Here is a 14,521-nt window from a genome sequence, read left to right as displayed (position 1 = left end):
AAATTTGCAACTTCTTAAAAAGGATCAAAATGAAGTACAATTTCAATGAAATTGAAGCCAAGTGGCAAAACTATTGGGCAGAAAATCAAACGTTTAAAGCAGAAAACAAATCAGAGAAACCTAAATATTATGTGTTAGATATGTTTCCGTATCCAAGTGGAGCAGGGTTACATGTGGGACATCCACTCGGGTATATTGCTTCTGATATTTATGCGCGTTACAAACGTCATCAGGGGTTTAATGTGTTACATCCACAGGGCTATGATAGTTTTGGTTTGCCTGCGGAACAATATGCTATTCAAACAGGGCAGCATCCTGCTATTACCACGGCTGAGAATATTAAAACCTATCGCCGTCAGCTCGATCAAATAGGCTTTTCTTTTGATTGGTCACGAGAGGTGCGTACTTCAGATCCTCAATATTATAAGTGGACACAATGGGTTTTTATTCAACTGTTTAACTCATGGTACAATAAAGATACAGATAAAGCTGAAGCTATTTCAGAATTAATAAAACGATTTGAAACTGAAGGGAATGCAAATGTTAACGCCGTATGTGATGATGAGGTTGAAATGTTTGCGGCAGACGATTGGAAGGGTTTTGATAGTGTAAAGCAACAAGACATTTTATTACAATACCGTTTAACCTATTTGGCTGAAACCGAAGTAAATTGGTGTCCAGCTTTAGGAACCGTTTTAGCTAATGATGAAATTGTAAATGGCGTATCAGAACGTGGTGGCCATCCTGTTATAAGAAAGAAAATGACCCAATGGAGTATGCGTATTTCGGCTTATGCCGAACGTTTGCTACAAGGTTTAGAGCGCATAGATTGGACTGATTCTTTAAAGGAAAGTCAGCGTAACTGGATTGGAAAGTCCGTTGGTGCAGCTGTGACTTTTAATGTCATGTCGAGCAAAGTCGAGACATCGCATCAAATAGAAGTGTTTACTACCCGTCCTGATACTATTTTTGGGGTGAGTTTTATGACCTTAGCACCTGAGCATGAGTTAGTGCCTAAAATCACTACCGAAGAACAGAAAGCAGAGGTTGAAGCGTATATTGAAGCCACAGCGAAGCGAAGCGAGCGGGATAGAATGGCCGATGTAAAAACCATTTCGGGGGCATTTACTGGCGCTTATGCCGAGCACCCGTTTACCAAAGCACCTATTCCTATTTGGATTGGTGATTATGTTTTGGCAGGTTACGGAACAGGTGCCGTGATGTCAGTGCCATGTGGCGATCAACGTGATTATGATTTTGCAAGGCATTTCAATATTCCTATTCCAAACATTTTTGAAGGCATTGATATTTCTGAAGAAGCGTTTGCTGATAAAGACAAAACTATTATTGCAAACAGTGATTTCTTAAACGGATTAAACTATAAAAAAGCCACCAAGCGTGCTATTTATGAATTAGAGCAATTGGGTCAAGGGAAAGGAAAAACCAATTATAGGTTACGAGATGCGGTATTTTCACGTCAACGGTATTGGGGAGAACCCTTCCCAGTATATTACGTTAATGGAATGCCACAAATGATTGATGTAGCACATTTACCTATTCAATTACCGGAAGTAGAAAAATATTTACCAACCGAAACAGGTGAACCGCCATTAGGGAATGCCACCGTTTGGGCCTGGGATACTGAGCAGAATCAAGTGGTTTCAAATGATTTAATAAATCATGAAACCGTATTTCCATTAGAACTTAATACCATGCCAGGTTGGGCAGGAAGTTCCTGGTATTTTAATCGTTACATGGATGCGAATAACACAGAGGCTTTTGCCAGTAAAGAGGCTCTAGACTATTGGCAGGATGTTGATTTGTACATTGGAGGAAGCGAACATGCCACGGGGCATTTATTGTACTCGCGTTTTTGGCAAAAATTCCTATTTGATAAAGGCTTAGTGCCAACCGATGAATATGCTAAAAAACTCATTAACCAAGGGATGATACTTGGAACGAGTGCTTTTGTGTATCGGGTTGAAGGAAAAAATAAATTTGTTTCTAAAGGATTAGTAGGTAATCTAAAAGTCCAACCAATTCACGCCGATGTTTCTTTTGTGAATGCATCCGATGAGTTAGATATTGAAGCCTTTAAAAACTGGCGCGAAGAGTTTAAAGATGCTGAATTTGTTTTAGAAGATGGCGTGTATAAAGTGGGTAGAGACGTTGAAAAAATGTCTAAATCAAAATACAATGTGGTCAATCCAGATGATATTGTAAAAGATTACGGTGCAGATTCATTACGTCTTTATGAAATGTTCTTAGGGCCTTTAGAACAATACAAACCTTGGAATACTGCTGGCATTACTGGGGTGCACTCATTTCTTAAAAAGCTTTGGAAATTATACAACAACGAAAACGGATTAAAAGTAACTGATGCCGAACCCAGTAAAGACAGCTTAAAAACGTTGCATAAAACCATTAAAAAGGTTCAGGAAGATATTGAGAATTTCTCGTTTAATACGTCGGTGTCTACCTTCATGATTGCGGTGAATGAGTTAACGGCTCAAAAGTGTGTTTCAAAAGCTGTTTTAGAACCACTTTTAGTATTAATTTCCCCTTATGCGCCACATATTGCAGAAGAATTGTGGCAACAATTAGGGCATAAAGAGTCTATTGCTACGGTAGCATTCCCTGTTTTTGATGAAAGTCATTTGGTAGAGAGCAGTAAAAATTACCCTATTTCATTCAACGGTAAAATGCGTTTTACCCTTGAGTTGCCGTTAGATATGAGTAAGGAGGATATTGAAAAAGCGGTATTGGCACATGAAAAAACGCAGGATCAGTTACAAGGGCGTACACCCAAAAAAGTCATTGTAGTACCTGGTAAAATTGTAAATATCGTTGGATAATTATAAAGAATTTATAGGGTTTTTAGCTGCGGTTTTAACCACCGCAGCTTTTTTACCTCAAGTCTACAAAACTTGGAAAACAAAAGATGCTTCAAGTTTATCCTTACCTATGCTAGTTATCTTCTTTATAGGTATTGTATGCTGGCTTATTTACGGGGTATTAATAGATAGTCCTTCTATGATTTTTGCCAATAGCATTACCCTCATTTCTTCATTTTTATTGTTATACTTCAAGCTTACCTATAAAAAACCTTAAAATTAACGTTTTTTTAATAGGGGTTTAGGGCTCAGAATAGGTCATACTTGATAGTTGCACATGTGCTATACATTGCTGTGTTTTGATTGATTCTTAATAAATATTAAAATATGTTATGTTTATTTTTGGTTAATGTATAATTTAACAATTACTTTTCAATCATTTAGTTTAAATTTGCAACTGTTTTTATAAAATAACTCTAAAAATATTACGCTTATGAAAATTGGTGTTCCCATCGAAATTAAAAACAACGAGAACAGAGTTGGTATGACCCCCTCTGGAGTATTTGAATTAACAAAAAGAGACCACGAGGTATACGTGCAGAAGAACGCTGGTTTTAATAGCGGTTTTTTAGATGAAGATTATATCAAAGCTGGTGCCACTATTTTAGATACCATTGAAGCTGTTTATGATATCGCCGAAATGATTGTAAAGGTAAAAGAACCTATTGAACCAGAATACAAATTGATTAAGAAAGATCAAGTGGTGTTTACCTATTTTCATTTTGCATCAAGTGAGGTGTTAACAAATGCCATGATTGACAGCAAAGCTATTTGTATTGCGTATGAAACTGTTGAAGACGCTGATGGAACTTTACCTTTATTAATTCCAATGTCTGAAGTAGCAGGAAGAATGTCTATTCAGCAAGGCGCAAAATATTTAGAGAAACCCATCAAAGGCCGAGGTATTTTGCTAGGTGGTGTACCAGGTGTACCTCCTGCCAAAGTCCTTATTTTAGGCGCTGGTGTTGTGGGTTATCAGGCTGCAAAAATGGCAGCAGGTCTTGGGGCTTTGGTTATTATTATGGATATTAACATGAAAGCATTACGCTATGTGAGCGATTCTATGCCAAATAATGTTATCAGCGAGTTTTCAAGTGAATACAATATAAGAAAACATATAAAGGATGCCGATTTAATTATTGGAGGTGTTTTAATTAAAGGGGCAAAAGCGCCTAAATTAATCACAAGAGATATGTTAAAAGATATGCGCCCAGGTACTGTTATGGTTGATGTAGCGGTTGATCAAGGTGGGTGTTTTGAAACTACAAAACCAACTACACACCAAGATCCAACTTATATTATTGATGAAGTAGTGCATTATTCTGTGGCGAATATGCCTGGAGCTGTACCCTATACCTCTACTATGGCTTTAACTAATGTAACCTTGCCTTATGTGATTAAATTAGCCAATGAAGGCTGGGAAAGAGCTTGCGAAAATAACGCACCTTTGGCAAAAGGATTAAACATTGTAAAAGGTAAAATTGTGTATAAAGAAATAGCAGAAGCTTTTGATATGGAAATGAGTTTCTAATCCTATTAAAAATAATCATTTAAAATGCCTTGATTTTTAAAATTACGGCATTTTTTGTTGGAGGAACTTGGTTAGGTCTTAAATAAATTAACATCTAACTGACATTATTTCATTTGAAATCCTTGGCTTTATTTTTGTTATCTTTATTCCTGAATTTAGAAATTAAAAAAAGAAAACCATGATTGGATATTATATATTAATTGGAGCTATTGCTCTGGTAAGTTGGGCAGTTAGTAACACCTTAAAACGCAAGTTTGAAAAGTATTCAAAAGTGCATTTAAGAAACGGTATGAGCGGAGCCGAAATAGCAGAAAAAATGCTTGCTGATAATGGAATTTATGATGTTGAGGTGATTTCAACCCCTGGGCGTTTAACAGATCATTACAATCCTAAAAACAAAACGATTAATTTGAGTGAAGCAGTATATAATCAGCGTAATGCCGCAGCTGCAGCTGTAGCAGCACATGAATGTGGGCATGCTGTTCAGCATGCTCAAGCTTATAGCTGGTTAGAAATGCGATCTGCACTGGTGCCAGTAGTTAGTGTTACATCAGGTATGTCACAGTGGTTAATTATTGGCGGACTCGTGCTAGGTGGTGCAGCTGGTTTAGGTTTAGGCTGGTGGGTTGCGGTTTTGGGTGTTGTATTCATGGGAATGGCTACGCTTTTTAGCTTTATCACATTGCCAGTTGAATATGATGCGAGCAATAGAGCCTTAGCTTGGTTAAAAAATAAAAATATGGTAACTCCTGAAGAATATAAAGGATCGGAAGATGCCTTGAAATGGGCAGCCAGAACCTATTTAGTAGCAGCCATAGGTGCTTTAGCAAACTTACTTTACTGGGCGTTACAGATATTTGGCGGAAGAGACTAAATATTACTCACATAAAATACATCATAAAGCTCTGAGATAGTTCAGGGCTTTTTTGTTTCTTTATGCTTAAATCTTTTTCGGATGATACATCCCTTAAACTATTACGAAAAACAATTAACAAAACATCAGCTTCAGGAAAAAACCTATAGCAAGCGCATGATTCGTTTAAGCTTTATGCGTGTAGCGTTTTTTTTATTGACGGCTTATGGTGTGTACTATTTTTTTAATACATGGGAATTGGCCGTTGGTATAGCTGTTTTGGGCATTGTGGTGTTTATTTATTTGCTGTCTCGCTATACGGACGTGAAGCGCCAAAAAAGGTTGCATCAAGAACTGGTTAAACTTAATGAGTTGGAGTTGAAAATAGCTTCGGGTGATTTTTTCGAAGAACCTAACGGATTGCAATTTCAAGACGCTAATCATAGTTATAGTCTTGATGTAGATTTGTTTGGTCGAGGTTCTTTTTTTCAGGTTATCAACAGAACGGCTGTTCAAGAAGGTACACAAAAGCTAGCGTATTTTTTAAAGGCAAATAAAATTGGTAATATAAAGCAACGCCAAGAGGCTATAAAAGAACTTTCCAGTGCACCAGAATGGCGTCAGCAATATACAGCAGTAGCGCGCTTAGTTAACCTAGAAACTTCGGTCAACCAAATCAAGAGTTGGTTAAACCATTATCAACCTTTTTTGCCAAAGGTTATAAAGTGGGTTCCATTAGGTTTTAGTATAACTTCAGTCATGATTCTTGTTTTAACGGTCTTGAATATAGTAACCAATAAAGCGTTGTTGGGGTATCTGTTACTACTTGGGCTTGGAATTACGGGAATTTATCTTAAAAAAGTTAATGTTTTAGCGCTTAAAACGGATAAAATTAGAGATACTTTTAGGCAGTATGCGGCCTTGTTAGATTTGATTGAACGGCAAACCTTTGCTTCAGATTTGCTTATAGAAAAACAAAAGTTAATAGAATGTCACGGTAAAAAAGCATCAATAGTATTCAAAACATTTTCTAAACACTTAGATGCTCTTGATAATAGAAACAACTTAATAGGAGCCATTTTTGGAAATGGGTTGTTTTTAAATGACCTAAGAAATAGTTTTGCCATAGAACAATGGATTGATACCTATGGCTCCAAAGTAGCCGATTGGTTTGAGGTGGTTGCCTTTTTTGATGCGTATAACACGTTGGGGAACTATACTTTTAATCATCCTAAGTTTGTTTTTCCCGAGATTTTTGAAAACGGCCCCATTATTAATGCTGAAAAATTAGGGCATCCTATGCTGAATGAGGCAAAACGAATTACGAGTGATGTATACATAGAACAAAGTCAGTTTTTTATTGTAACAGGAGCTAACATGGCTGGAAAAAGTACGTTTTTAAGAACCATTTCTTTACATATCATTATGGCCAATATGGGATTGCCTGTGTGTGCTGCGTCAAGCACATATACGCCCATGAAACTCATTACAAGTATGCGAACGTCAGATTCTTTGACAGATGATAGTTCATATTTCTTTTCGGAATTAACACGATTGAAGTTCATTGTTGATGCTATTCAAGAAGATGCGTCTTACTTTATAGTTTTAGATGAAATTTTAAAAGGCACAAATAGTACCGATAAGGCCATTGGTTCAAGAAAGTTTGTTGAAAAACTAGTAGCCTCAAAAGCAACAGGCATTATAGCAACGCATGATTTAAGTCTTTGTGATATTGAAAATGAATTAAAAGACGTAAAAAACTATTATTTTGATGCTGAAATTATTAACGATGAGTTGTTTTTTGATTTTAGACTAAAAAAGGGTGTGTGTCAAAATATGAATGCCTCCTTTTTGTTAAAGAAAATGAACATCGTTTAGCCTGAATAGCATTTAATACAGATTTTATATAGCAACAATTCATAAATTTAGTAAGGATGCGGCACAGTTCAAAATTACCTCATGTTGGCACTACCATTTTTTCAGTGATGAGCGGATTGGCAAAAAAGCACCATGCTATTAACTTCTCGCAGGGGTTTCCAGATTTTGGCAGTGATTCAAAACTTATTGATTTGGTAAACCAAGCCATGCATTCTGGGTATAATCAATATGCGCCTATGGCAGGTAATTTAGAGTTGCGAACGGCTATTGCTAATAAAATAGAAACGCTATACCATACCAACTATCATCCTGATAATGAAATAACGGTCACCGCTGGTGCTACTCAAGCCATTTCAACAATATTAACAACCTTTATTAAACAGGGTGATGAAGTTATTGTGTTTAAACCAGCTTATGATAGTTATGAACCAGGGATTAGGCTTCATGGCGGTAAACCTGTACTCATACAACTTCGGGCACCAGAGTATTGCGTAAATTGGGAGGAAGTAAAGCAAAGCATTAGTGTTCGTACAAAAATGATTATAATTAATTCGCCGCATAACCCAACGGGGATGGTTTTTTCAAAGGCAGATATGTTGCGGTTGCAGGAACTTACCAGGGACACCAATATTATTGTGTTAAGTGATGAGGTTTATGAACATATGATTTATGATGCTAACAAGCATCAAAGTGTATGTTTGTTTCCTGATTTAAAATCAAGAAGTTTTTTAGTGGCCTCGTTTTGTAAAACATTCCACAATACAGGTTGGCGTATAGGGTATTGCTGTGCTCCAAAAACGCTTATGGAGTTATTTATGCAAGTGCATCAATTTAATGTGTTTTGTGTGCACCATCCCACCCAAAAAGGGATTGCGGATTATATGCAAGAACCTGAGCATTATTTAGGGTTATCTGCATTTTATCAAAGGAAACGTGATTTATTTTTAAGCCTCATAAAGGAATCTAGGTTTACTTATGTGCCTACTAAGGGCACTTATTTTCAGGTATTGAATTATTCTGCAATAACCGATGAGTATGATGTAGACTATGCTAAACGATTAACTGTAGAATCAGGCATTGCTTCCATTCCATTATCCGTTTTTAACACCAATAATTTAGACTATAAAGCCTTGCGTTTCTGCTTTGCTAAGTCTGAAGATTCTTTAAAACGTGCTGCAGATATTTTGTGCCATTTATAAAATGCGTATATTTTGGTGAAACTTGTAACATAATATGCAAAGTCAATTAAATATAGCCGTAATACAATCTGATTTGGTTTGGGAAAATCCAAAGGCGAATCGCGAAAATTTTGAAACGAAAATACTTGGTATAACCAAGGCTGTTGATATCATTGTTTTGCCAGAAATGTTTACTTCTGGGTTTACTATGAACGCTTCAAAAGTAGCAGAACCTATGGAAGGAGCAACGGTATCATGGATGAAGCAGTTAGCCGTAACAAAAGGAGCGGCTATATTAGGAAGTTTGGTGATTTCTGATGAAGATAAAAACTATTACAACCGTTTACTTTTTGTAGAACCCTCCGGACGTATTACAACCTATAACAAACGCCATACATTTACTTTAGTTGGTGAAGATAAGGTGTATACTTCAGGTGATGAAAAGGTGCTAATTGATTATAAAGGGTGGCGTATATGTCCTTTAATATGCTATGATTTGCGTTTTCCTGTTTGGGCTAGAAATGTTGACAACTATGATGTTTTAATCTATGTAGCTAACTGGCCAAAGCCCAGAATTACGGCTTGGGATGCTTTGCTCAAAGCCCGCGCCATTGAAAACATGAGCTATTGTATTGGTGTTAATAGAGTAGGGGTTGACGGTGTAAATAGTGTATATTCAGGGCACTCAGTAGTTTATAATGTGTTGGGACAAGAGATTCTAAAAACGGAAGCAGGAACCGAAACGATTCAAACCATTACACTTGAAAAGCGACATATTGAAGCCTACCGAAATAAATTAAAATTTTTAAACGATAGAGATCATTTTACTATTGAGTAAATTCAAGCGTTTCTTGAATACCCCAATCAGCTCTAATTTCAATATCCTGAAAATGACTTACTTTTTCGGGTTGTATCTTTTTTAAATAATTACCCGTGTCAAACTTTTGGTTACCATTGGCATCATGAATCACGCGAATAGAATACATAGCAGGACTTAGATTTAAAAAATCTACAGTGCCTGGTTGGGCAACAGCTTGTTCACGTTTTACCTTACCACCTTTATCTGTCAACTGAATGATGAGTGGATATTGAGCGTTAACCAATGTAAAACGTACATATCCGTAATCGGATGACTTTCGAGTTTTTAATGTGTAAAAAATGGTGTCGTTTTTATCTTCAAAAAAGTCAGTGAATGCCTCTGGGAGAAGCTGCACTTGATAGCCGTTATCTTCAGTTTTATTGAAATCTAAAGCATAGGTGTTGTTAATACTATCAAAGGTTGATGTAAAGGCTATTATGGTAGAATCTCTGTCCATGATTTTAACTTTTGAAGCATCAAAATGATCAATAGGCGTAGAGCCTGAAATTTTAAAAGGTTCATCTAGGCCAATGGTGCCCTCGGGGGAGGCATCTAATATCAACGAATCTCTTTTTTGCTCACTAATACGCACGGTGAAGTCTTTTTCAAAGAGAGTAGGATGTGAAACATTAAAAACAAGAGAATCTACCTCTAATCTCGGCTTGTACCAGTAATTTAATGTGTCGGTTTTTGGGTCTTTTGTAACCCTGTATTCAAACTCGGCTGGTGTTTCAGACACTAATTTGATATTCATGCCCTCATAATTTCCTTCGTAGCCAAAGGCTATTTTTTCTCCCGAAATGAGTCGTGGTCTGGTTGCCTTATAATCCAATTCTTCTGAAAATAATTTCAAGGTGTATAACGAATCTGTAGGAACTTCAATAAACGTGCTTTGAAAGGCAATTTGGTCTGTTTTCTGTTGAAATTTATTGTCTCCATTATTGTCTTTTAATGCAACAAGCAAATATTTACCTGCTTTTATGTTTTCAATAGAAAAAGTAGTTAAGCTATCTAAAGTATTTGTAATGTACTTAGGTACTTCTGTGTAAATGATAGAGTCTGTAAACGTAGAGTCAACTTCATAAAGCCCCACATTTACAAAGGATTCAGGTTTTGTGTCAATAGCATGAACAATGGTGCCTTGTACGGTTAAGGAATCAATGTAGTCACCAGTGGAAAATACATATCGATAATACGGGTAAGGGTTGCCTTCGTTGTTGTCTTGTATGCTATTACCAAAGTTAAAGGCATATGTAGCATTGGGTTCTAACGTGTCATTTATTTTTATGGTGATTTTTTTACTGGCATTACCTAAAGGGGTAATATCAGGTTTATGCTTCATAGGAGGCGAAATAATAAGTTGTTTTGAAAGATCTTTAATTTTGATATACTCATCAAAGGTGATTTCAATTTCTTCCGCATCAAAATGTATTGAGTTGTTCTCTGGAGATGACGCTATAATAACTGGAGGTGTTTCATCTTTTGGTCCGCCTTGAGGCGTGCCTCGGTTGGCACAGTTGATAAAAATAATACCTAAAATAAAGGCGAAAATAAAATTTGAAAGCGTCTTATTCATCAGCAAATTTAAATTTTTACAAACCTACATAATTTTCAAGATATAACGTGTAATTCATAGGGCTATTGCCATAGTAGCAATGCTAATTTTTATATTCTTAGCTTGGCTTAAAACTAGAATGCAAGCCTCCATGGTTGCGCCAGTAGTAATCAAGTCATCAACAAGTAATAGATGTTTGTTCTCAATTTTTTCTTGATTGACTAAGGCAAAGAGTTCAGCGCTTTTTTGCCATCGTGTAAGGCGATTTTTCTTGGTTTGTGATGAGGTGTTGGTCACTTTTAGTAGCACATCATCTATATAATCAGCCTGTAAAGCCTGTGCTATTTGTTGGCCAAATTTAGCCACTTGATTAAATCCTCTTTGTTGCAGTTTTTTCTTGTGAAGAGGCACAGGTATAACAGCATCAATTTGCTTAAAAGCATCGCATTCTTGTAGTTCATGCCCTAACCAGTTGCCTAGAACAACACCAATTTGTTCTTGGTTTTTGTATTTTAAATTATGAATAAGGTGTTGCACTTTACTCTGTTTTTCAAATCGGAATAATGCCGTACCAGTTTCAATTTTTGCACGACCATACAACACTTTAGCAACATTATCTGTTTTATCAAAATGAAAATTGGTTACAGGTAAATCATGCCGGCAATTGGTGCAAATAGTGTCTTCATAATCCCCTAAAAAATTAGAGCATGCACAACATACTTTTGGAAAAAATAAATTGATTAAAGATTTGAGCATGGTTTATGAATGTAATCTTGTAAACTTAGGTAAAAAAATGAAGGTATTCAATCGTTATTTTTTAATAAACAAGCTTTTAGTTACAAGCGGTTTTATATTTTTGCAGCATGGCAAATCAAGATGATAAATTTAAGAAGGTAATATCGCATGCTAAGGAGTACGGGTATGTATTTCAAAGTAGCGAAATATATGATGGTTTAAGTGCAGTTTATGACTATGCTCAAAATGGTGCTGAACTAAAGAAAAACATTCGCGACTATTGGTGGAAAGCCATGGTGCAAATGCATGACAATATAGTAGGGATTGATGCGGCAATTTTTATGCATCCTACTACATGGAAAGCCTCAGGGCATGTTGATGCTTTTAATGATCCTTTAATTGATAACAAAGATTCTAAAAAACGGTATAGAGCTGATGTTTTAATTGAAGATTATTGTGCTAAAATAGAAGCAAAAATTGATAAAGAAGTGGCTAAAGCCGAAAAACGCTTTGGAGACGCTTTTAATAAGGAGGAATTTGTGTCGACTAACGGTCGTGTACTAAGTTATCAAGAAAAAATTGACAGCATTCTGTCACGAATGGCCAAATCATTAGAAAATGAAGATTTAGCAGATGTAAAAGCGCTTATTGAAGAGTTAGAAATAGCCGATCCGCTTACAGGAAGTAAAAACTGGACTGATGTGAAGCAATTCAACTTGATGTTTGGTACCAAATTAGGAGCTTCAGCAGAAAATGCTATGGATTTATACTTACGTCCTGAAACGGCCCAAGGTATATTCGTAAATTTCTTAAACGTTCAAAAAACGGGACGTATGAAGATTCCGTTTGGAATTGCGCAAACAGGTAAGGCATTCAGAAATGAAATTGTCGCCAGACAATTTATCTTTAGAATGCGTGAGTTTGAACAAATGGAAATGCAGTTTTTTATCAAGCCAGGCACGCAACAAGAATGGTATGAACATTGGAAAGAAACCAGACTTAAATGGCATTTATCATTAGGAATGGGAGCAGACAATTACCGATTTCACGACCATGAAAAATTAGCACACTACGCTGATGCTGCTTGCGATATTGAGTTTAAATTCCCATTCGGATTTAAAGAACTAGAAGGGATTCATTCACGTACCGATTTTGATTTATCACAACACGAAAAATACTCTGGCAAAAAACTACAATATTTTGATCCAGAAGAAAATAAAAGCTATGTGCCTTATGTGTTAGAAACGTCTATTGGGTTAGATAGAATGTTCTTAGCGGTATTCTCAAATTCGTTAGTTGAAGAAGAATTAGAAAACGGTACATCAAGAACAGTTTTAAAATTACCAAGTGTTTTAGCACCTGTAAAAGCAGCTGTTTTACCTTTAGTTAAAAAAGATGGATTGCCTGATGTAGCTAGGAAAATAGTAGATGAATTGAAGTGGGATTTCAATGTTATTTACGATGAAAAGGATGCGGTTGGAAGACGTTACCGCAGACAAGATGCTAACGGAACACCGTTCTGTATTACTGTAGATCATGATACGCTTGAAGATAACACGGTTACCATTCGTCATCGTGATACCATGGAACAACAACGTGTTAAGATAGATGATTTAAGAACTATCATCAAAAATGAAGTGGATGTGCGTTCATGGTTATTGAAAATGAAAGAATAACCACGATATAGAATTGTAAAAAATAAGGCGCCTGAGTTTTTTTATTCAGGCGTTTTTTATTTAAAATCGATAGCCGGCTGATATAGAGGATTTTCCAATGATACGTTTATTCGTAGACGCATTGCCATAATCTCCAAAGAGATTGCTTCCCACGCCAATATTAAAAGCTATGATGATATTTGAACGGGTAATCCATTTTGAGCCTAAACCTATGCCAAGCGCAAAATCTGTTACCTTTTCAGTGCGGGTTTCTCTAATTTTGATATCAGGAAATAGACCCCAGCCAAAAATGGTTCTAGTTTCGCCGGTATATTTCTTAATATTTTGGGAGTTTAACATACCAAACCCTTCAAGGAAAAACCCAGAAGCGTATTTTTTACCCAAATAAAATCTATAATATGGGGTTACGTAATAATTAAAAAAATCATTTTTGACGTCTTCGTCAAAAGCAATAAAAGTAGATATACCTATACCTGAATTTTTAGCTAAGGTACGCTCATAGCTCACACTAATACCACCGATAGCTAATGCCAAAGCATTTAAATTAATCTCATTAAAGTTTTGATTCCATGCAATGTTTTGAGCAAAACTATTAGAGAAAAATAATGAGCATGATACACAAATAAAAATCAAACTTTTCACTAGGCTCGTAAGTTAACTAGTAATAAAGTTAATGAAAAATTTTGCAATAGTTTAAAATACAGTGTTTTTGATGTGAAAAAGTACTATACTTTAATCTGTCTATCAATTTGTTGATGTAATGAAATAAGCGATTCGGTTCTTAAGACACCGGCTATAGATTGAATATTTTTATTAAGTAAATGCATTAAATGCTCATTATCATAAGCTAATAGTTTGATAAATAAATTATAGTTTCCCGTAGTAAAATGACATTCTAATACTTCAGGGAAACGCTTTAATGCTTTTACAACATCATCTGTAATAGCCGCTTTGTCTAAATAAATACCAACAAAGGCCATGGTTGAATAGCCTAAAACCTCTGGGTTTATTATGAATTTAGAACCCGCTAAAAGCTTTGATTTTTCAAGTTTCCTAAGACGTTGGTGAATGGCTGCTCCTGAGATGCCTACATTTCGTGCAATTTCTAAAATAGGTGTTCTGGCGTCTTCGGTTAAAACGCGAAGTATTTTTTTGTCAATCCCATCAATGGTAATAGCTTTTTGTTTTTTCATTAGTGTTGTGGTTTGACGGTAAAAATAGTGATTTGATTTTAATTTGTAATTATAATTGATAAAAAGCTATAAGAATGAAATGTTTTTTTAAAGGAATTCAAAGACTATTGATATCGTTTAAAGATTTATAAGCTTGAAGGGGGATATTTTGGTATTAATGTAAAGCCAA

At 35.8% G+C, this 14,521-nt stretch carries 12 protein-coding genes; 8 read left to right on the top strand and 4 right to left on the bottom strand.

What is annotated here, in order from left to right:
* The first annotated feature begins 29 nt into the window (after positions 1-29).
* The 7 genes from leuS (at position 30) to KFZ70_RS03600 (ending at position 9,172) form a co-directional block, all read left to right on the top strand.
* Entirely contained in the window at positions 30-2,855 is a 2,826-nt protein-coding gene (gene leuS, locus KFZ70_RS03630; protein ID WP_139697032.1) for a leucine--tRNA ligase, read from the top strand.
* Entirely contained in the window at positions 2,848-3,111 is a 264-nt protein-coding gene (locus KFZ70_RS03625; RefSeq protein ID WP_139697034.1) for a SemiSWEET family sugar transporter, read from the top strand. The genes leuS and KFZ70_RS03625 overlap by 8 nt, the downstream gene beginning before the upstream one ends.
* A 216-nt stretch (positions 3,112-3,327) precedes the next feature.
* Entirely contained in the window at positions 3,328-4,425 is a 1,098-nt protein-coding gene (gene ald, locus KFZ70_RS03620; protein ID WP_139697036.1) for an alanine dehydrogenase, read from the top strand.
* Positions 4,426-4,603: 178 nt separating this feature from the next.
* Complete coding sequence (locus KFZ70_RS03615; RefSeq protein WP_139697037.1) at positions 4,604-5,299, top strand: zinc metallopeptidase; 696 nt, start codon at positions 4,604-4,606, stop codon at positions 5,297-5,299.
* Positions 5,300-5,380: 81 nt separating this feature from the next.
* A complete protein-coding gene (locus KFZ70_RS03610) occupies positions 5,381-7,156 on the top strand; it encodes a MutS-related protein (RefSeq protein WP_139697040.1) in 1,776 nt (591 codons plus the stop codon).
* A gap of 56 nt (positions 7,157-7,212) precedes the next feature.
* Positions 7,213-8,355, top strand: coding sequence for a methionine aminotransferase (locus KFZ70_RS03605; protein WP_139697042.1), 1,143 nt, complete (start codon positions 7,213-7,215; stop codon positions 8,353-8,355).
* Positions 8,356-8,389: 34 nt separating this feature from the next.
* The gene (locus KFZ70_RS03600) at positions 8,390-9,172 is read left to right on the top strand and encodes an amidohydrolase (RefSeq protein ID WP_139697044.1); all 783 of its coding nucleotides are present in this window, start codon (positions 8,390-8,392) and stop codon (positions 9,170-9,172) included.
* On the opposite strand, the gene KFZ70_RS03595 is transcribed toward KFZ70_RS03600, so the two are convergent.
* Together KFZ70_RS03595 and KFZ70_RS03590 are read right to left on the bottom strand one after the other, a co-directional pair.
* Positions 9,162-10,769: an Ig-like domain-containing protein gene (locus tag KFZ70_RS03595; RefSeq protein ID WP_139697045.1), complete on the bottom strand. Its 1,608-nt coding sequence runs from the start codon at positions 10,767-10,769 to the stop codon at positions 9,162-9,164. The genes KFZ70_RS03600 and KFZ70_RS03595 overlap by 11 nt on opposite strands.
* A 54-nt stretch (positions 10,770-10,823) precedes the next feature.
* Complete coding sequence (locus KFZ70_RS03590) at positions 10,824-11,504, bottom strand: ComF family protein (RefSeq protein WP_139697047.1); 681 nt, start codon at positions 11,502-11,504, stop codon at positions 10,824-10,826.
* 107 nt (positions 11,505-11,611) lie between these two features.
* Between KFZ70_RS03590 and KFZ70_RS03585 the strand changes: the two genes are divergently transcribed.
* Complete coding sequence (locus tag KFZ70_RS03585; protein WP_139697050.1) at positions 11,612-13,159, top strand: glycine--tRNA ligase; 1,548 nt, start codon at positions 11,612-11,614, stop codon at positions 13,157-13,159.
* A 60-nt stretch (positions 13,160-13,219) separates the two neighbouring features.
* On the opposite strand, the gene KFZ70_RS03580 is transcribed toward KFZ70_RS03585, so the two are convergent.
* Both KFZ70_RS03580 and KFZ70_RS03575 read right to left on the bottom strand, forming a co-directional pair.
* The gene (locus KFZ70_RS03580) at positions 13,220-13,801 is read right to left on the bottom strand and encodes a DUF3575 domain-containing protein (RefSeq protein WP_139697052.1); all 582 of its coding nucleotides are present in this window, start codon (positions 13,799-13,801) and stop codon (positions 13,220-13,222) included.
* Positions 13,802-13,884: 83 nt separating this feature from the next.
* Complete coding sequence (locus KFZ70_RS03575) at positions 13,885-14,352, bottom strand: Lrp/AsnC family transcriptional regulator (protein WP_139697055.1); 468 nt, start codon at positions 14,350-14,352, stop codon at positions 13,885-13,887.
* Positions 14,353-14,521: the final 169 nt, after the last annotated feature.

The sequence above is a fragment of the Allotamlana fucoidanivorans genome (assembly GCF_045788535.1).
GTDB classification, from domain to species: domain Bacteria; phylum Bacteroidota; class Bacteroidia; order Flavobacteriales; family Flavobacteriaceae; genus Allotamlana; species Allotamlana fucoidanivorans.
The sequence above is the reverse complement of the archived record's forward strand: the minus strand, read 5'-3'. Positions and strand labels throughout refer to the sequence as shown.